The 20,138-nt window shown below is 49.5% G+C and carries 14 protein-coding genes; 4 read left to right on the top strand and 10 right to left on the bottom strand.

The features are described 5' to 3' along the window. Window positions 1–173 precede the first annotated feature (173 nt). The 6 genes from ICL07_RS32030 to ICL07_RS32005 form a co-directional block, all read right to left on the bottom strand. Window positions 174–1,223 (bottom strand): type II asparaginase, encoded by a 1,050-nt coding sequence (locus ICL07_RS32030; RefSeq protein ID WP_188092144.1) that lies wholly within the window; start codon window positions 1,221–1,223, stop codon window positions 174–176. A gap of 27 nt (window positions 1,224–1,250) precedes the next feature. Beyond that, window positions 1,251–2,894 (bottom strand): aspartate 4-decarboxylase, encoded by a 1,644-nt coding sequence (aspD, locus tag ICL07_RS32025; RefSeq protein WP_188092143.1) that lies wholly within the window; start codon window positions 2,892–2,894, stop codon window positions 1,251–1,253. Between the two features lie 47 nt (window positions 2,895–2,941). Beyond that, entirely contained in the window at window positions 2,942–4,642 is a 1,701-nt protein-coding gene (gene aspT / locus ICL07_RS32020) for an aspartate-alanine antiporter (RefSeq protein WP_188092142.1), read from the bottom strand. 85 nt (window positions 4,643–4,727) lie between these two features. Further along, window positions 4,728–5,423 (bottom strand): hypothetical protein, encoded by a 696-nt coding sequence (locus ICL07_RS32015; RefSeq protein WP_188092141.1) that lies wholly within the window; start codon window positions 5,421–5,423, stop codon window positions 4,728–4,730. A gap of 33 nt (window positions 5,424–5,456) precedes the next feature. Next, entirely contained in the window at window positions 5,457–5,954 is a 498-nt protein-coding gene (locus ICL07_RS32010; protein WP_188092140.1) for a hypothetical protein, read from the bottom strand. Window positions 5,955–6,088: 134 nt separating this feature from the next. After that, window positions 6,089–6,772, bottom strand: a complete 684-nt coding sequence (locus tag ICL07_RS32005) for a hypothetical protein (protein ID WP_188092139.1) — start codon at window positions 6,770–6,772, stop codon at window positions 6,089–6,091. Between the two features lie 113 nt (window positions 6,773–6,885). Between ICL07_RS32005 and ICL07_RS32000 the strand changes: the two genes are divergently transcribed. The 4 genes from ICL07_RS32000 to ICL07_RS31985 all read left to right on the top strand — a co-directional run bounded on the left by ICL07_RS32000 (window position 6,886) and on the right by ICL07_RS31985 (window position 13,273). Next, complete coding sequence (locus ICL07_RS32000; protein ID WP_188092138.1) at window positions 6,886–7,455, top strand: RNA polymerase sigma factor; 570 nt, start codon at window positions 6,886–6,888, stop codon at window positions 7,453–7,455. A gap of 77 nt (window positions 7,456–7,532) precedes the next feature. Next, entirely contained in the window at window positions 7,533–8,564 is a 1,032-nt protein-coding gene (locus ICL07_RS31995) for a FecR family protein (protein WP_188092137.1), read from the top strand. An 89-nt stretch (window positions 8,565–8,653) separates the two neighbouring features. Next, on the top strand, window positions 8,654–11,893 hold the full coding sequence (locus ICL07_RS31990) for a SusC/RagA family TonB-linked outer membrane protein (RefSeq protein WP_188092136.1): 3,240 nt from the start codon (window positions 8,654–8,656) through the stop codon (window positions 11,891–11,893). A gap of 9 nt (window positions 11,894–11,902) precedes the next feature. Then, complete coding sequence (locus ICL07_RS31985; RefSeq protein ID WP_188092135.1) at window positions 11,903–13,273, top strand: RagB/SusD family nutrient uptake outer membrane protein; 1,371 nt, start codon at window positions 11,903–11,905, stop codon at window positions 13,271–13,273. Window positions 13,274–13,339: 66 nt separating this feature from the next. Here the strand turns inward: ICL07_RS31985 and ICL07_RS31980 are convergent, their stop codons facing one another. The 4 genes from ICL07_RS31980 to ICL07_RS31965 form a co-directional block, all read right to left on the bottom strand. Then, window positions 13,340–14,833 (bottom strand): RagB/SusD family nutrient uptake outer membrane protein, encoded by a 1,494-nt coding sequence (locus ICL07_RS31980; RefSeq protein ID WP_188092134.1) that lies wholly within the window; start codon window positions 14,831–14,833, stop codon window positions 13,340–13,342. Between the two features lie 11 nt (window positions 14,834–14,844). Further along, complete coding sequence (locus tag ICL07_RS31975; protein WP_188092133.1) at window positions 14,845–18,018, bottom strand: TonB-dependent receptor; 3,174 nt, start codon at window positions 18,016–18,018, stop codon at window positions 14,845–14,847. Window positions 18,019–18,243: 225 nt separating this feature from the next. After that, a complete protein-coding gene (locus ICL07_RS31970; RefSeq protein ID WP_188092132.1) occupies window positions 18,244–19,305 on the bottom strand; it encodes a FecR family protein in 1,062 nt (353 codons plus the stop codon). A 247-nt stretch (window positions 19,306–19,552) separates the two neighbouring features. Next, a complete protein-coding gene (locus ICL07_RS31965; protein ID WP_188092131.1) occupies window positions 19,553–20,107 on the bottom strand; it encodes an RNA polymerase sigma-70 factor in 555 nt (184 codons plus the stop codon). Window positions 20,108–20,138 lie beyond the last annotated feature (31 nt).

Below are 20,138 nucleotides of genomic sequence, written 5' to 3'. Positions count from 1 at the left end.
TTCAGTTCATAGGTTGATATAGTTATTAAAGCTATATGATTAAAATATAAAATCAAAAAAAAGAAACCATTTTATTATACTAGATAATATTACAGTAGCCGTTCACAAATGCAAAGAGGCCGGCCCTTTCGGCCAGCCTCCCTTTTTTATGCTCTCTTCTTTGGGGGGATGTATTAATAAGTAAAGAAACACTCTTGTAAGGTCTTTTTATCCTTTGTTTTGGTCAGCCCCAACATCAGCAGGATCCGGGCTTTCTGCGAGCTCAGGTCATCGGCGACGAAAGTACCCAGTTTGGCATCGTCTGTTTCATCGTACAATGTTACCCTGCCGGTTACCACGCGGGAGCCGCGACATACCGTTACCCCTTTGGCGACGGCACGCATCACCGCTTCGGTATTGGCTTTATTCAGGTTACCGTTACCCAGGCCGGACACCACGATCCCGTCTACACCGGAGGCCACGTAAGCATCGATAGCGGTAGAAGGCGCATCGGCATATAACTCCGCTACAGCTACATTGGGCAGTTTATCCAGCCCCGTTATATCAAACGGCGTGTTCTTATTCGCCTTGCGCAGATCGTGCATATAAAATACCACCTTACCATCGTATACCTGTCCCAACGGACCGCTATTGGGCGATTTAAAGGCATCCACATGGGTGGTGCTGACCTTCTCCACGCCACGGCCATCGAAAATATTTTCGCTGAAAACCACCATCACACCACGGCCTTTTGAATTAGGACTGGCCGCTACGGTCACGGCATCGTAGAGGTTTTTGGGACCGTCTGCACTGATGGCAGTCGCCGGACGCATAGAACCCGTCAGCACTACCGGCAAATCATAACGACTGGTAAGGCTCAGGAAATAAGCCGTTTCTTCCTGCGTATCGGTACCATGCGTGATCACAATACCATCTGCTTCGTTGTTCTTAAAAATTTCATTGATCCTTTTGTTGAGCTTAATCCAGATATCTACCGTCATGTCCTGGCTGCCCACATTGGAAATCTGTTCTCCTGAAATCTCCGCTACCTTGTCAATACCAGGTACCGCGTCTATCAGGTCCTTGATGGGTAATGATCCGGCCTTGTACGCCGCACGGTCCGCAGAGGCGCCTTTCCCGGCAATCGTACCGCCGGTGGCCAGTATCTTTACACGGGGCAGTTTCTGCGCGGATACCGCGAAACAAATCATCAACGAACAGATAACACATAACAGTTTTTTCATACAACCGCTTTTTAATGTTGGGTAAGTTTATTTTTTCAAAGTTCCGTTACTTTTCCATACACTGGCGTATTCACGCATAATTTCCGTGATACTGCGGCCAATAACTGCATAAGATTCAGTGGGCAGATTCGCCAGCGATACACGCACCGACCACTCCGGACCATCGAACCCGCCGCCGTTCAGCAATACCACGCCTGTCTTTTCTGCCAGCCGGAACAGGATATCTACCGGCTCAAAATGTTGTTGTAACCATGCAAAGAATTTATCTCCATATACCTTTTCACTCCACACCTGTATGTCTATTTCGGAATAATAGCCGGCATTGAGCGGGTCTTTCACCAACGGTATCTCCAGTTCATTCCACAACAATTGCAGACGCTTCTGTACCAGGGCACCGGTAAGCTGTTTGTATTTATTTTTTGTATCCAGCAGGGCGAAAACGGCAAACAGCATCATCTGCGTTTGCTGGGGTAACGAAAGGCCCGCGGTGTGATTGAGCGCCACCTGCCGGCTATCCGCTACCATACGGTCAATGAATTTGAGTTTCTGCGGTTCCAGCGTGATACTGCCGTATCGCCTGTTGAGTGTTTTGGTAGCCGTGGCAGATAACCGGCGGATGTTGTCATCAAACATATTTTTCCGGTGTATAGCGATCACGCCTAAACGCCAACCGGTGCAACCAAAATATTTGGAGAAGGAATATACGCCGATGGTATTATATGGAATGGCTCCCATCAAGGATTTGAAACCAGGCACAAAAGTACCGTATACGTCATCGGTCACCACCATCAACCCGGGATTATTCTTCACGATCTTAACAATCTTTTTCAGGGAATCCGGATGAATGGCAGCTGAAGGCGGATTGCTGGGATTCACGGTAAACAATATACGAATAGCCGGATCTTTGAGTTTATCCAGCTCCTTATCAGGATACTGCCAGGTATGGCGGCCATCCTTGTTCATGGTGCTGGATTTGATCTCCACCACCTCAAAGTTGTAACGGTCCAGCCGGGGAATTTCGATATAAGGTGTAAATACCGGCACCATCAACGCTATTTTATCTCCTTTTTTAATCAGGAAATTCTGCATCAGCGAATCAAAGATGTAACACATCGCTGCCGTACCGCCTTCCACGGCAAACAGATCGTACTTGCCGGCGGGTGGCTCGTTGTTACACATCTCCTGGATAATATAGTCGTGCACGATAGGCTCCATGTGCGACAGCATCCGGTCGGGTACCGGATATTGATCACCGATCACACTTTCGGCCAGTTCATGTACCCAGGCATCCGCATCGTATTGATGTTGTTTCAGGCCATATTTATAGGCTTTCTGCAGCAGGTCGATACCCGGCGCGGTTTTATTGGTGGACAGGAATTTTTCAAATCTTTTGGCGATACCTTTTTTCTCCGGGATGCCCGCCAGCCCCTCTGCATTATCCATCACCCTTCTGCATTCTTCCACGCCGAAAAGGCCCAGGGTAAAGAAGGCTTCGCGGGGAGTCGTAGCAATCCAGTTGGGGTTACCTCTGCCGGCGTTCAGCATCACAGTAGCGGTTTTACGGCTCTCCTCCTCAGCCAGGCTGATCAGGTTATCTTTCAACTGGAAAGGACTGAGGCTCTCCAGTAAATGTTCTTTTTTTCTACTGGTTTTGATTTTTGTAAGGGCCATATGATAATGTTTTTTTGGGAGATATCTGACGACTGGTCAGGAAGATTTCATTGCATGAGCATCACAATTACGACGCCCCAGATGATCAACAACGTGTTTCCCACTGCGTAGGTAACGGTATATCCGAGGGCAGGTGTTTTACTGTCTACCGCATCCTGTATGGCGCCCAGCGCGGCGGTGGTAGTTCGGGCGCCGGCTGTGCAACCCAGTATCAGTGCAGGATGGAACTTAAAAATATATTTACCCATCAGTACGCCTGCCAGCAGCGGCAAAGCGGTGGCGATGGCGCCGACCAGGAAAAGGCTCACACCCACCTGTTTAAATCCGGCTACGAAACCCGGACCGGCAGAAATACCTACTACAGCTATAAACATATTCAGCCCTACATTGTTCATCACCCACAACGCCGGGCCGGGAATACGGCCAAAGGTAGGATGCTGCGAGCGAAGCCAGCCGAATACCAGCCCGATGATCAGCGCACCGCCACTGGTACTCAGACTGATAGGCACTCCGCCTACACGAACCGTCAGCAATCCTATCAATCCTCCAATAAAAATACCCAGTCCCACAAAAGTCATATCCGTTTTCTCCGTAGGCCTGTCGGCGTAGCCGATTTCCTTTGCCGCTTTATCTACTTCTTTTTTCAACCCTACCAGCTCCAGCACATCTCCCCTTTCCAGCACGGTATCCGGCAATACCGGCACATCAATATCCGCGGCTTTGATGGTACGGATAAAGATGCCATGCATATATGGTTGCGCTCTCAGCTCACTGACCTTCATACCGGAAATACTTTTTTTCGCGATCAGTACCTGTAATATTTCCGCCGGAAAATGCAGTAGCTCCGCATCCTGTATTTCCGGGCCTATCAACCCTCTTTCTCCCATCACATCTTCTTTACGGCCACTCAGTACAATACGGTCTCCTTTGTGAATGACAATATTTGGTTGGGCATCCACCAGTTTAGTTTGCTGCCGCAGCCGCTCCACGAACAAACGCACCTGCGCCTCCTGCAGGTGTTTTTCCAGTTGTTGTACGGTTTTACCTCCCTCAAACCAATCGGCGGTAATCGTGTATGCCCGGAAAACGATCTCGTTATCGGCAGCGATCATGCCTGGCTGATTACTTTCATCACCTGCGCCCATAGAGGCTTCCAGCTCTTTGCAGGCTTTCTTCACCTTTTCCAGTCCGCCCAGCATGGCCGGCGCCAGGCTGGCCAGCACCCAGGCGGAACCGGCGGTACCGAAGATGTAGGTCACCGCATAACAAACCGGGATGGCATTGTTAAAATCCTGCTTCTGCGCTGCCGTTAGTGGCAGGCCGTTAATGGTATCCCCGGCTACGCCGATCACGGCGGATATCGTTTGTGACCCCGCCAGCAAACCGGCTGCCTGTCCCATATTATACCCCATAAAACGCGCGCAGAGCCACGGAAAAATGAGGCAGGTAATCAACATCAGCACCGCAAAACCCATCTGTGGCAAACCCGTTTTTTTCAGTCCCCGGAAAAATTGCGGACCTACGCTATATCCTACCGCAAATAAAAACAGCAGGAAAAAAACAGATTTTACTGTAGGGGAAATATCGATCTTTAACTGGCCTATCAGTACGCCAATCAACAGTACGGCGGTAACGGTACCCAGACTGAAGGTTTTGATTTTAAGCGGCCCAATAGCAAAGCCCAATGCAATAGTGAGGAAAATTGCCAGCTCCGGATACTGCTGCAATACATGGGTAATCCACTCCATAAATGGTCATTTTCGTTCGGGAATAGCACTATACAGTACTTAAACAAGAGCTGCCTTATTTTTGTTCAATGACCATGTTTAGCCATCAGGATATTTGGCCAGGCAGCAGGTTTTCAATAGTCGCCCATTCATAAGGCTCTATTGCATTAACCGCCTGGGCCTGGTCTATTGCATCCACAAAGGCGTTGGGCACCCAACAATACAAGATTCCATATTGATTTTTTGGAGCAGCCGCCAGGAAGAACCAGGTATCAATCGGCGGCAGGTCGTAAACATCAACATATCCATCGCTCTCCGCTTCAGAGGCGCCATCTACGATAGTCACACAGGTTTGATAAGCCAGTATTTTCCCTTTTTGTGTGATCTCCTTCAGGATAGCAGGTGTAACGCCTTCTCTGGCCTTGATGGCTATTTCCAACAGGTTACTGATATGGTACTCCTGATACAGATCAATACTCCAATGCAGGCTATCATCCGTCAAATGATACGCAGGCGCTCCATCAATGACCGGGTTTGTTTTTCTGAAAATGCTATGGTAGTTAAATTCCACTCCGGAGTGTTCTTTCATCAGCAGCTCCGTCCACGCAACGACTTTCAGCAAACGGTCTAAAAATTGCTCCTGTTGTATTGCGGGAATAGGCTTGTTGCCGCCAAAAGGTGCTGGTACATGCACCGGTTCGGAAGCCGGTATATCTGACATAGCATACTTCGACGCGGTATGCTCCCGCCATAGCATATAAATAAGGGCTAGCGCCACTCCAACAAAGGGTCCTATCAACATAGTATAATCATCGGTTTTTCATCCTTACCAATATTAATCTAAAAGCCGGGTAGGCACATAAATAATCTGCATAGGCATACAAACCCAAATGGGGTATTTCATTTGCCGCCAAAAGCTAAAGGAATTATTGATAACGCTATACAGCCGTTTGTGATCAATGCGGTCATTTTCCATTTCCAGCACTGCCACCGGCTGCACAATACAAAAAGGTTTCCTGGGGTTCAGGGCGGGAAATATGGCTTTCCAATCAGTTTCCATGATCACCTTCTCTGCTCCTTTGGCACATTGTATCAGGGTATCAGGAACCTGCTCCGGAAAATAGGAGATAATCTTCTTTCCTTTTTCGACTGTATATACCATCACGATTACCGGCGTTTTGGTTTGAGTGATCACTTTATCAAAGTTCATCGCACGATAGGCTTTTTCATAGTAACGATTGAAAACAGCCGTATCTGCCTGCGCCTGCCCGGCAAATGGCATCATCATAAAACAAACGGCAAAAATCAGGGCGCACAAACAACATCTCAGCATATACTACAAAATTTCATGGTAATGGGGAAGTTACTGCTTTTTGTTGAAATCCACCTAAAAGCAGCATAGGCGCTATTAACCGGATACACCGGAGAATAACGCCTATGGTGAACTGTTCCTTTAAGAGCAGCTGACTATTTTTGTTGCATAACTTTATCGAGATAGATGGTAAACGTACCCTTGACAGCCACCTTTTTCGCACCGCAATAGTCTGCGTTGTACATTGGCATGCGACCGCTGTTTTTAATGGCTTCCAACGCACAGTCATTCGACATAGGTTCTGGTCCATACGCTGCATTATACCGGAACTGGCCTCTCACCTTCAACAGGTTAGCCGTATCCGTTACCTCGGTCAGCGTCAGGTAAGCTTTACTGTTACGCTGATCAGTAGCTGTTTCATAATACAGGAAATAAGACTGCCCGGAATAGGTCGGTCTGCTGTTTCCACTTTCAACGGTTACGGAACCAGCTACCAGCCCCTCCTGCTCCGTTCTTGCTCCCAGGTCTATTTTCATCAACCCGGTGCTGGTAGAGGTAGTGACATGCGTGGAGGCATTCACCACTGTGGCGCCAATACCAAATCCCTCCAGGGAAGTTTTGGTAAACTTCAGCAAGGCGACGTTAACGTCCTGTCCCCGGGTCTCAATTTTCTGGTTCACCTCTCCTTCTATCGTCAGGGAAATACTGTTCAGATCAGCAGGATCAGCGTCTTTGCCAGTTTCGCTGGTAACAGGTTCTTTAGTATTTTCTTTAACACAAGAGCCACAAGCGGCCATGGCACAGGCCAACAACGGTAGATAGATTTTTCTGTAATACATGGTGCCGCAAAAGTAAATAAAAATCCGATAATGATAATCATAATATAACCTTGCAGATCATTGGTTTTGTATTCCCGAACCTATTTTTGGTGGTCAGAAATAGTGCACCTGAAATGACTACATTCCTCCATAAAGCAGAAGTGGCTGCATTTGACAGTGTTTACGCCCAATATCACCAGGCGGTGTTCAAAAACATCTGCAAGCTGGTGCTACAGCCTGAAGCCGCCGAAGATATTTTACAGGAGGTATTTCTGGCGTTGTGGAACAACCGCCACAAACTGGCCCTGACAAACGATGCGGCCCGCTGGTTATTTGTTGTCAGTTATAATAAATCTATTCAATACCTGAAAACAGCAGCCAGGGAAAAAACCATACTGGCCGCACATCCGGAACTTCCTGTCGCAACGGAAGATGACTGCAGCGCACTGCTGAAAGACCTGCAACTGGACCTGATCAGCGATGCGATCGAAAAATTATCGCCCAGAAAAAAAATGATTTTTCAGCTTTGCCGGCTGGAAGGAAAATCCTTGCAGGAAGCAGCTGTTATACTGGGCATTTCAACACATACCGCCAAAGAATACCTGAAAGCCTCGTCCACCTTTATTAAAACATATATCGCCGCTCATCAGGCCACTACGCCTGTAGCGGGTTTGCTGTTCCTTAGCATTTATTTCCAATATTAATTCCCGTTAGTTAACATATTGGTAACATAACACCCTCCCCCCTCTTTTCCGGTTATTGAGTTTTTATAGATGAACACATGGAACAGTTCTACTTATTATTAGAGAAATTCAAAACCGGACAGGCCGGCGCCGCAGATATAGCTCAACTGGAAACCCTGCTGCAGCAGGGAGCAGACGAGCCATTAAAAGCAACGCTGATGGAAGCCTATCTCGGCAGCATCGCGGAGAAAGAACAGGTGCTGCCGCCGGAAAAAAGCGCCGTGCTGCTGGACCGGCTACATGCTGCTATGGAAGCAGAAGCGGCTGTCATACAACCGGTAAAAAAACGGTCACTGAAAACGTTGCTGTTACCATTATCGGTAGCGGCATCTATTGCGATACTGGCGGGATCTGTTTATCTGAAACATTACATCGATGTACATAAGCAGTCCAAAGCACTGACGGCAGCCATTTCCGGACAGCATATCAGCAATAACGGCGGTGAAATAAAAATACTGACACTACCCGACGGCTCTGTGGTAAAGCTGGCGCCCAACAGCAGCCTTTCCTGGCAAGACAGTATCACCTATCAGCAACGCCGGATGGCCTTACAGGGACAAGCCGATTTCACCGTGACCGCCGATACCAAAAGGCCTTTTATCGTAGAAGCAGCAGGGATAACGGTTACCGCATTGGGTACCCGGTTCACTATCAATACACAAATACAAAATAATATCACCGTAAAACTGTCCTCCGGTAAAGTACAAATTCATACGCCGGACAACAACGACGTTTACTTGTTACCGGGTGAAGCATATGCCATCAATACTATCACCCGCGCCTTCCATATCAGCAAGCCTGATGTCATGGAACATGCGGCTGGCAGCAAGGTTCGGGGCATCAACACGACCGTGCTCTCCTTTAACAACGAACCGCTCGATCAGGTTTTACATACACTGGGGACACATTTTAAAACGCAGATCTGTTTTCAGCAGGAAGATGTCAATGCATTATACTTCACCGGCAAAGTGCTGAAAAAAGATTCACTCAAAAATATGCTGGCCGCCATATGCGCGATGAATCAGCTGGAATTCAGGTCTGTGGGCGATAGTATCATTATCAGGAAATAAAATCAAACAGCCCTTTTATGAACATGACACCTGCTTCAATAACAGGTGAAGGGGGTGCTTTTTCGCAAATCGTATAAATACATCAACATATGATCAGACTTTTAAAAAGGTACGCCAGTATGCTTTTATTACTGCTATGCGCCTTGTACACGCATGCCCAGGAGACAGGGAAACCTGTGCTGGTAAAGGGAAGTGTAGTCAGTGAAAACGGAGAACCCCTCATCGGTGTATCCATTAGCGTTAAACAACGAAATGGAACGGAAACGTATAACGCCTCCACCAACGAAAAAGGCGTGTTTCAGCTACAAGGGCTGAAAGCAGGCGCCCAATACGATTTCTCCTTCAGCTTTATCGGCTATGAAAACAACCGGATCAATGGTTTCATGGTGAAAAACGGGGAAGGCAATCTGCTGCTGGTGAGGATGAAAGAATCCAGCCATGGTTTGAATGAGCTGGTGGTGGTAGGTTACGGCAGCCGTACCCGGAAAGAGCTGACCGGTGCGGTGGCCTCCGTTCGTTCTGCCGACCTGATGCAGCAACCCGTTACCTCCTTCGATCAGGCCCTGGCGGGGAAAATGGCGGGTATACAGGTCATGCAAACCAACGGCGCACCCGGTGGCAACGTGTCTATCCGCGTACGTGGTGTTGGCTCTATCAGTGCCGGTAACAACCCGCTGTTTGTGATAGATGGCATGCCTGTTACCAATGATACCCGCAATGCATCTCCGGGTCTCAACAGTTATCAACAGCCGGCTAACCCGCTGGCAGCTATCAACATCAATGATATTGCGTCTATCGATGTATTGAAAGATGCCGCTTCCGCAGCCATCTATGGCTCCAGAGGCTCCACCGGCGTAGTACTTATCCGTACCAAAAAGGGCGTTGCCGGCAAACTCACGGTCAACTATGATGTGAACTATGGTATTCAACAGGTTAATAAACATGTAGACGTGCTCAATGCCTATGACTATGCCAAACTGGTATACGACGGTCATAACAATGCCTACCTGGATGCCGTTCCTACCGGCAAACCTACTGACCCTAATAGTGTACGGCCACAGAATCCATCCACCTGGATACCGCCGCAGGTATTGCCTTACCTGGCTGGTCAACAGGGTCTCACCAACACCGACTGGCAAAAAGAAATCTTCCGGCAGGCGCCCATGCAAAGTCATACCGTCAGTATCTCCGGTGGTAATGAAGGTCTCTCCTATTATTTCTCCGGCAACTATCTTAACCAGGATGGTATTGTGATCAACAATAACTATAAACGTTATGCCAGCCGCTTCCGCATCGACGGAGGCAGCAAACGGTTCCGCTTTGGGGTGAATATGAACCCATCCTTTACAGACAACCGCCTGGTGAACGCAGAAGGACCCTGGTTTGCCCCTAATTCAGGCGTGGTGGCGCTGGCGCTGGGATATGCTCCTATCTTCCCGGTACATAATCCGGACGGTACTTTTGCCGACTCTGTCAACGTTTGGGGATATGGTCAGACCAATCAGCTCAACCCCGTTGCAGTGGCTACCCTGATCAGGGACCGTATGAAAAATTTCCGCCTGATGGCTAATGCCTATATGGAATATGAAATACTGAACGGACTGAAATACAAAATTACCGCCGGTACTGATATCAATACTTTTCGCCGGGATTATTACCGTCCATCTACCTTACCGGTTCCCTCCGGCACCCTGCCTTCCGTGGCTACCGGTTTTTCCAACACCGACCAATATACGAACTGGCTGATGGAACATACCCTGTCGTATGCGAAGCTGTTCGGAAAACATAAGATAGACGCCCTGGCTGGTTTTACGGTACAGAAAGAAAACCAGGAGCATAATACACTCACCGCCATCAACTTTCCGACGGATATTGTCACCACACTCAATGCCGGCCAAATCAACGCCGGTTCTTCCTCCCAGGAACAATGGAGCCTGAATTCCTGGCTGGCGAGGGTACAGTATAGTTATGCCGGCAAATATTTCGTGACTGGCTCTGTCAGAAGAGACGGATCGTCCCGCTTCGGTATCAACAAAAAATGGGCTTCCTTCCCTGCTATTTCCGCAGCCTGGCAGGTATCCAATGAGCCCTTCTTTAAAAACGTACCTGTCATCAGTTCCCTGAAAGTGAGGAGCAGCTATGGCCTTACGGGTAACTTCCAGATACCCAACTATGGCTCGCTGGCACAGCTGGCCAACTACAACGGTACTAACAGCACCAACAGCAACTACATATTGGGTAATCAAACGCTGGTAAACGGCGTGTCTGTGGTAACGCCCGCCAATCCTGATCTCACCTGGGAAAGCACCGCCAGCTTTGATGCTGGCCTGGAAATCGGATTCTTTAAAGATGTGCTGAACCTGACAGTGGACTACTATAATTCCAATACTACCAAACTGTTGCTGAACCTGCCGGTACCCGGGATATCCGGATTCAGCACCTACCTGCAAAATATCGGCGCGTTGAATAACCGCGGCGTGGAGATAACCTTATCCTATAACAAAAAACTGGGGAAAGACTGGTCCCTGGAGGGCAACGCCAATATCTCCTTTAACAAAAACAAAGTCACCCGGCTGGGTCCCTCCGGCTCTCCCATCATCGCTACCGGCGGTACCGGCAACGCCTATTTTATCACCAAAATCGGGGAAACAATCGGTTCCTACTACCTGTACGTGGCCGATGGCATCTACCGCGACAAAGCGGATCTCGACGGCTCTGCCAAAACCAGTAATCCAACCTATGTGGGCGATCTGAAATTCAAAGACATTAACAACGATGGAAAAATAGATGCCAACGACCGGGCCATCGTGGGTAGCTTTCAGCCTAAATATATTTTTGGTTTCAGTCATACCGTGCGCTACAAACAGCTGGACCTTAGCTTCTCCATCCAGGGTAGCCAGGGCAATAAAATCCTTAATCTTTTCAGACGTTATATCGCCAATGTGGAAGGCAACTTTAATAACCTGAGTTTTGTAAAAGACCATTACGTTTCTCCGGATAATATCGGTAACGGCTATATCAACAGGGCCAACCGCCTGGCTACGGGTGGCAACGGTATCACCTCCACCTGGCATGTGGAAGATGGTTCTTTCGTGAGGGTAAGAAATATTGCTCTGGGATACAACCTTCCTTCATCCCTGCTGGAACGGGCGCATATCTCCGCAGCGAGAATTTATGGCGCTGTACAAAATCCTTTCACCTTCACCAAATATTCCTTATTCAACCCCGAAATCAGCAACCGTACAGACAATGCACTGACTGCAGGAGAAGACTATGGCTCCTATCCGATTGCCCGTACTTATTCTGTTGGTCTTAACATCACCTTTTAATGAACGATCATGAAAAAGCAGACACTTTATTTATCGATACTATTACTCCTGTTAAGTTCCTGTAGTAAAGATTTTCTGAACCTGACACCGCCATCAGTGATCTCGCCCGGGACCTTCTTCAAAACCCAGGATGATGCCATTACCGCTGTCAACGGCTGTTATGAATCCCTCGCATTAAACAGTCAGTATGGCAATAATTTCCAGATATTGATGGAAGCCAGGGCAGATAACTTTACAGATCAGGACCCGTCTTCCAATGCAGGCCAGAATTATCAGATCAACCGCTACTCCGACAACCCCGGTAACACCAACTTCTACAACACCTGGGTAGGTGTTTACAATGGTATCTTTCGCTGCAACACCCTGCTGGGGGCTATTGACGGTATAAAAATGGACGATCGGCTGAAAAACCGTATCAAGGCGGAAGCCCGGTTTATCCGTGCATTGGATTATTTCAACCTGGTAAGGCTCTGGGGAGGAGTTCCTGTATTAACCGCTGTAGTGGACCCTATCAGTGCTGTTAATCTGAAAAGGGATGATGTAGCCACCGCCTACAAGCAGATAGAAGACGACCTCACTTTTGCCGCTGCCAACCTGCCCAACAGCTATCCGGCTAATGAGCTGGGACGTATCACCGCCGGAGCCGCCAAAAGCTTACTGGGAAAAGTATATCTGTACGAAAAAAAATACGGTAACGCACAAACGGTATTGCAGGATGTCATTGATACAAAAGTTTTCTCCTTGTTACCGAAAGTAGAAGACGTGTTTAATACCGGTAATAAATACAACGCCGAAATCGTATTTGCCGTTCGTTATGCCAAGGGGGTGGCTAACCAGGACCATGGCTTCTGGTACGCCAACTCCCAGGTTATCACGGTAGACACCACCCTCACCAAAGCCTATGACGCCAACGACTTGCGTAAAACGCTCATTGATCCGGTAAAACCTTCCGGCAACGCCAACATCATGCCCCGGAAGTTTCTCGACCAGCCTATCAACGGGAATGCCGGTAACGATTTTCCGGTGTTGCGTTTTGCCGATGTGCTGCTGATGCAGACGGAAGTATTGAATGAATTAGGATATGTGGCCAATGGCAACGCCTTTACTTATCTGAACAACGTTCGCACCCGCGCCGGGCTGGCAGCCCTGACCGCAGCCAATCTCCCGGACCAGGCCAGTTTCCGGGCGGAAGTATACAAACAACGCAGGCTGGAACTTCCCTTCGAATGCGACCGCTGGTTCGATCTGGTACGCACCGGGCGGGCTATCTCCGAAATCCTCGCCAATAAAAAAGTTACGCTTCCTGCATACCGGTTGTTGTATCCTATTCCACAACAGGAAATAGATATCATGAATTTCCCGCAGAACCCGGAATACTAACAGTTACTACCTATAAAAAAGCGCAGACCTGCATGGTTGCAGGTCTGCGCTTTTTTAGTACATCAGCTATTTATATCCCATATTCTGCTCCAGGTTAGGATTGGCATCCAGCTGGGCTTGCGGGATAGGAAACAGTTTGCGGAAGTCCTGGTCCGGCGCGTGGAACTGCCAGGCGCTGTTCCATTTGCCAAAGCGGATCAAATCCTGCCGGCGGCAACCTTCCCATATAAACTCACGGCCTCTCTCTGCCAGCAGGTTGTCGAGGGTAAGCGTAACAAGCGGTTTAGCGGTGGCGAAGTTACGCGCCCGTACTTCATTCACCAGTGTGAGCGCGGGCCCCTGTTGCCCGGTGCGCAGTAAGCACTCCGCTTTCAGCATCAGGGCATCTGCATAACGGAAAATCACCAGGTCGTTGTCCTGATCGGCATAAGGCGTATTCTTCTGGATCTCGTATTTCACAATACGAACCCCTTCTACCTGGGTAGCGTTAGCCAGATCATTGATTTCCGGGGTAAAGATCAGCGGATCACCCTGTTCTGTTTTAAGCGGCGTGCCATCCTGGGAATACTGCTGCCCTACCAGGAACATGGTTTTGCGTTTATCGTCGTTATCGTAGGATTCGTAGTGCGCTTTCAGCGTACACCAGCCATTCCAGGGACTGCTGGGCAATCCATAGGTATAACGGTTATTATAATGCAGGGTGAGGTAATGCAGCATCATACCTTTGGCATTAATGGCATCGTAGGGTACCACGAAGATATTTTCTTTCGATGTTTCGTTGTGCGTGGAGAAATTGGTGAAATAGTCCGCTTCCAGCTGATACCCCTGCTTGGTAACGGAATCACACATACGAATACAATCATTCCAGCGGGCAGTGCCCGTGTATACTTCTGCGTTAGCATACAGTCTGGCCAGCAACATGAAGCCCATGCCTTTAGTGACCTTACCGTAATTTTTGGTATTCAATTCTGCGGGTAACGCCTGGATATTGTCCAGGATCTCTTTTTCAATGAATGTAAAGGCCTGCGCCCGTGGCGTGTTTTTAGGCGGGTCTGCCTGACTGAAGGAAGTCACAATAGGGATATTACCGAACGCATCCATAGCCAGGTAAAAATGGAAAGCACGCAGTACTTTCATCTGCGCCTGAATCTGATCTTTGGTAGGCAGTTGGATCTTAGACTGGTCCAGCTTCTGCAGGATAGCATTGATAGGGTTCACGCCATTCTGGTAAATGCTGTTCCACATATCGTTGATATACTGATGTGTGACCGGGAACTGGTGACTGATCAATACACGCCACAAACCGCCTTCGTTCCAGTCGGCGCCACGGGAGGGCACCGTTGTTTCGTCGGTGGTGACTTCATTCATTTTCCAATAGGCGTCACGGTAATTCCGCATATTGGCATAGGCGCTGTTAGCGAAAGCATTGAGTTCATCTTCCGTTTTCAGGAAGTTATCATCGGTACCGCGGTCGTAAAAGGTTTCATCCAGCTTGGTACAGCTGAAAACGGCACAGGCCAGGCCGGCCGCTAATGTATATTTCAGGATACTTGTTTTCATGGTCGTCATTTTTATTTAAAGTTCACCGTAAAGCCTACTGCCAGGGAGCGCGTTTTCGGATATACGTTCCGGTTATCGATACCCGGCGCAAGCCCGTCGATGGGCAGTTCGGGGTCCAGACCGGAGTAGGCGGTCAGGATAAACAAGTTCTGACCGGACACGTATACACGCGGATTGGCGAAGTGTTTACTATTGGCAGCAGGAATGTTGTACCCCAGCGTGAAGTTATCCAGCCGCAGGAAGGCGCCGTTTTCAATGAAACGGTCAGAGACATACGTACCGCGGATATTACTGTCAGCATGTCTGGCGATAATATTTCTGCCGGGCATGCGGCTGAAACGATCGCTGAGCACCAGTTCGGTAGCATTGAAGATCTGGTAGCCGAACAAGCTGCGCAGCAGGAAATTGAGATCGAAGTTTTTATACCGGAAGGTATTGGCAAGACCAGCCTGGTATTTAGGCAGACCGTTACCTGCTACGCGGCTGTCGCTGCGGAAGTCGAAGGAACCGTTGCCGTCCAGGTCTTTGAACTGCTGGTTACCGTTGGCATCTACGCCGTCGTATTGCGGGATATAGAAAGTACCGATGGAATAACCGGGTACTACTTTCACAATCTGTACGGCAGTGAGGCCACGGGCGCCTACTGTACCGGCATAGATGGCATCGCTCTTAAACTGGTCGTTGGCGATGGACAATATCTCGTTATAGTTACGGGAGATATTGAACGAAACGTCCCAGCTGAAATCTTTCCGTTGAATAACGCCCGCGCTCAATGACAGCTCCACGCCTTTGTTACTGATCTGTCCTACGTTGGCGAGGATGGTGGGGAACAGGTAGGGCGGCGAAGGCACGTTGTAGTTAAACAGGAGGTCTTTGGTGCGTTTATCGTAGTATTCGAGGGTACCGGTCAACCGGCCTTTGAATATGCTGAAGTCGATGCCGGCATTGAACTGTGCGGTAGACTCCCAACGCAGGTTAGGGTTTTCGTTTTGACCAATATTATAAGAAGTCACCCAGCGGCCGTTGTCCAGCACTTTACCACCAGGGCTATACGTCAGCGGTGATTTATAGTTATCGATTTCCTGGTTACCGGTAACGCCGTAGCCTACACGCAGTTTCAGGTCTTCCAGCCATTTGGCGCCGGAGAGGAATGGTTCCTGTGTCATACGCCAGGCGAAGGATGCTGAGGGGAAGGTGCCCCATTTTTTGTCCTTACCGAAACGGGTGGAGCCATCGCGGCGGATGGTACCGGTGAGCAGGTATTTATCGTGGTAACTATAAAAAGCGCGGCCAATAAATGACACCAGCGAGTTCTCCCCCGCTCCTGAACCAACGGTGGGCAGGTCTGCCTGTCCGGCGCCCAGGTTGTTGTAGCCGAAGATATCGGACACGAACTGGGTATTGCCGGCGTTCATAAAATTGTTGTAGAAGTTCTGATAGGAATAACCGGCAGTTATTTTCAGGTTGTGCTGCTGCCATTGTTTACCATAGGTGAAGTAGGTTTCCAGGGTTTTATTGTCCCATGTTTTGGATTCCCGGGTGGCCGTACCATTACTGCCGGCGCCTTCTATCACCGGTGATTTTTTGGAATAATACAATCCCCGGTCGCTGGAAGCTCTTTCCAGTCCGAGTAACAGATCATAGCTCAGGTTTTTGGTGATATCATAGGTTACCTTGGCAGACCCGATGAATTTATTGTACGCACGCTGATGTTTGATCTGGTTGGCCAAAGCCACCGGGTTGTAGTTATCGTTGATATCGAGTTTTTCAAAATAGGTGCCGTCAGGGTTGTAGATGGGCGCTGTCGGGTTGTAGGCGATGGACTGTTCCCAGATGCGGTTGTCCCCTTTATCGTCCGGATCGAGGCCCTGGTAACGGTTTTTCTCTCCCACATAGTTCATGGACAAGCCTATGCGCAGTTTGTTATCAAAGATGCCCTGGTCCAGGGTAATACGGCCGATGATACGTTCCAGGCCGGAGTTGATGATAGCGCCTTCATTGTTCAGGTAGTTCACCGACGCGCTGTAACGGGTATCTCCTTTACCGCCTCCCATGGAGAGGTTGTGGTTATGGCTCACGCCTGTGCGGGCGATAGCTTTCTGCCAGTTGGTGCCGGAGCCCAGGTCAAAGCCGTTGGGGTTGATATTATTATCTTTCAGGTATTGGCGATATTGGTCGGCGCTCAGTACATCATAGGTATTGGCAATTTTGTCGAAGCCTGCATAACCGCTGTAGGATACTTGCGGCGCACCTTCTTTTCCGCGGCGGGTAGTCACAATGATAACGCCGTTGGCGCCACGGGAGCCGTAGATCGCTGCCGCCGAGGCGTCTTTCAGCACATCGATAGATACGATATCATCCGGCGGTACCACGTTGATGTCTATACCGGGAATACCGTCCACTACAAAGAGGGGCTGGCTGCTGGCCGAGAGGGACGAGGCGCCTCTCAGGCGGATGCTGATTTTTCCGTTGGGGTTGCCGCCGGGTTTGCTGATCACCAGGCCGGCCACTTTGCCTTGCAGCACCTGTACCGGGTTGCTGATAATACCTTTATTAAAATCTTTTGGGCTGACACTGACTACGGAGCCGGTGAGGTCTTTTTTCTGTGTGGTACCGTATCCTACCACAACCACTTCAGAGAGGGCGCTGGAAGATTTTTTCAGTTGTACCTGCATATTGCCTTTCACCGGCAGTTCCAGCTGATCATAGCCTACGTAACGGAATACAAGCGTGCCGCCGGCAGGAGCGTTGAGCAGGAAATTACCGTTTTCGTCTGTCACCGTACCGATGGCCGTCCCTTTCACCTGGACGGTCACACCGGGCAGACCGTTATCATCGTCCACACCCGTTACTTTTCCTTTTACCTGGATATTTTCCCAGCCGGTATTTTCGGGGATAATGACCACCAGCTTATTTTCCAATTCTTTATAGGCCAGGCCGCTGCCGGCCAGCAGCCGGTCCAGCAATGCCGGCAATGGCTCGTTGGCCGCCTGCAGGCTTACTTTCCGGTGGAGGTCCACTTTCCGGTCGCTGTACAGAAAACGTACGTCTGTTTGTCCGGAGATCCGGTCCAGCACTTTTTTGATCTCCGTATCCTTTACCGACAAGGTTACCTTACGCTGGGAATAGCCTGTGGCCGCCACTTGCATACAGGAGATTAAGACAATTACAAAAGACAGCTTCATAATGACTAGAGGCTTTAGTATCGCCGTTCTTCGCCGGCGACAACGCGATTGGTTGACATTTTGCATAAATTTGTGATGATGGGTGAGAAAAATGACAATGCCCTTACCGCCCGGCCAAAGGAGGATGTGCATTGTTTCTTTACCTGTAAACAGGAAATGTTCGTAGCATTTCCTGTTCTTTTTCTGGTTGTTCTACTGTTTGTTTTTTACGGATTCATAACGGTTTTACTGCTTATTTTTTGTTGACGTGCTAAATATGGTAATCGTGTTATCCACTACTTCATAACGAAAATCTTCCGTTAGCTGCAGGGCATCCAGTGCCTGGGTAACGGTTTCTCCTGCAAAGGCGCCGCTGAAAACATAATGTTTCGGTTTTTCATCGCGGAAGCTGATGTGCACGCCATACCAGCGTTGCAGCAGCCGGGCCAGTTCTTCAAAGTCAACTTCATCAAATTGCAGCCGGTTGCTCACCCAGGCTGTTTCTGTCAGGCTGCTGTCCGCCAGCGGCGCTACTACCGCTTTCGTAGCCGGAATAGCAGCAGCGATGGTTTTCAGGTTTATTTTCTTAATCGGCGCCGCGATAGATGCCGACCCGTCGAGGGCTATTTTTTCGTAGGGCCGCAACCGTATCCTGCTATCAGGGGTTTTGTCCGCATATACTTCTACGGCTCCTTCCAGCAGGGTGGTTTCACAGGTAGACTGGCCATGGTAGGCTTTCACGTTGAAAGCCGTTCCCAGTGCATGAATATTAACACCGGAAGCGTGTACAATAAAAGGACGGGCGGGATCAGGCGCTACTTCAAAATAGGCCTCCCCTTCCAGCCATAGTTCACGACGGGAGCCATCCAGTACGCAACGCAGCTGACTGCCCCCGTTGAGGTGCACCGTGCTGGCATCTGCGAGACGGAAAGTTTTTCTTTCTCCATCGTTGGTACGCACTATCTGTTGATGTTGCTGACTTCCCGGACGCAGGTAAATGAATATACCCAACAGTATGGCAGCAGCTGCTCCCCATCGCCAGTAACGGGAAAGGATACCCTTTGTTTTTATTTTTCCGGTAGATGGAATATCCGGCTCCGCCACGGCCATTATGGACCGGAACGCGGATTCGGGCGATTGAACGGCTGCCGGAACGGCCTCCCAGTACTGTTCCAGCAACGCGAGGGTGGATCGTTGCTCCGGGTGCCGGTGCAACAAAGATTCCAGCTCAGCCATACCCTCCGCATCGATGGCACCGGCCAGCCGGGCTGCTATCAGTTCATTCAGACGTTGTTCTGTGGTCATCATTTATCCGGAAAGAAGTGCTCTCCCGATAACCAGACACGAAAAAAGAGGAGATTACGTACAAAGCCGAAAAAAAAATTGGGAAAGCAGCCGCGGGAGAAGACGACCGGAATCATACCCGGTTTCCCGCAGCAGGAAGAATAAACGGTATCCACCGGGGATGCTGATCAAACTGCCCAGGTCCATTGGGTTGGCGCCGGCAGCCACGTTTTTGCAGGCCGTCGCCGATGATACACAACAGCCGCAGCCATCACCTGGCCGGATGCTGCGCTGCCTGCAGCACCTCCCGCAGGCGCGCTACCGCTCTGACCAGCTGCGTTTCCACCGTGCGTGGCGAAACATCCAGGATAGCAGCCACCTCCTTATATTTAAATCCTTCTTCCCGCACCATACGAAACACGGTACGGCATTGCGGCGACAACCGGTCTACCGCCGCATCCAGCTGTTGGCGCAGTTCTTTCCATTCCAGCGAGGGTTGCTGGGTAGCCGCAGCCGGTTCTTCAATACAGTCCAGTCCCAGCCACTGGTGCTGCTGATGATCACGTATATAATTATAGCTGCGATGACGGACCGCGGTATATAAATAGGTCTTCAATCGTATAACCCCTGCCGTTTGCCGGCGGTTTTTCCAAAGTTGCACAAATACATCCGCCACAATTTCTTCCGCCGCCTCCCGGGTACCAGCCAGATCGGCCGCAAAACGGACCAACCGGTTATAGAAATAGTCAAATAACGCACGGAAAGCCGACTGATCATCCGCCTCGCAAACTGACTGCCACAGGTAGTTTACTTCAGCGTCTTCCATACAATAGTTTTTAATAATGCATGCACCCGGT

Source organism: Chitinophaga qingshengii (genome assembly GCF_014529935.1).
Classification (GTDB): Bacteria; Bacteroidota; Bacteroidia; order Chitinophagales; family Chitinophagaceae; genus Chitinophaga; species Chitinophaga qingshengii.
The sequence above is the reverse complement of the archived record's forward strand: the minus strand, read 5'-3'. Positions and strand labels throughout refer to the sequence as shown.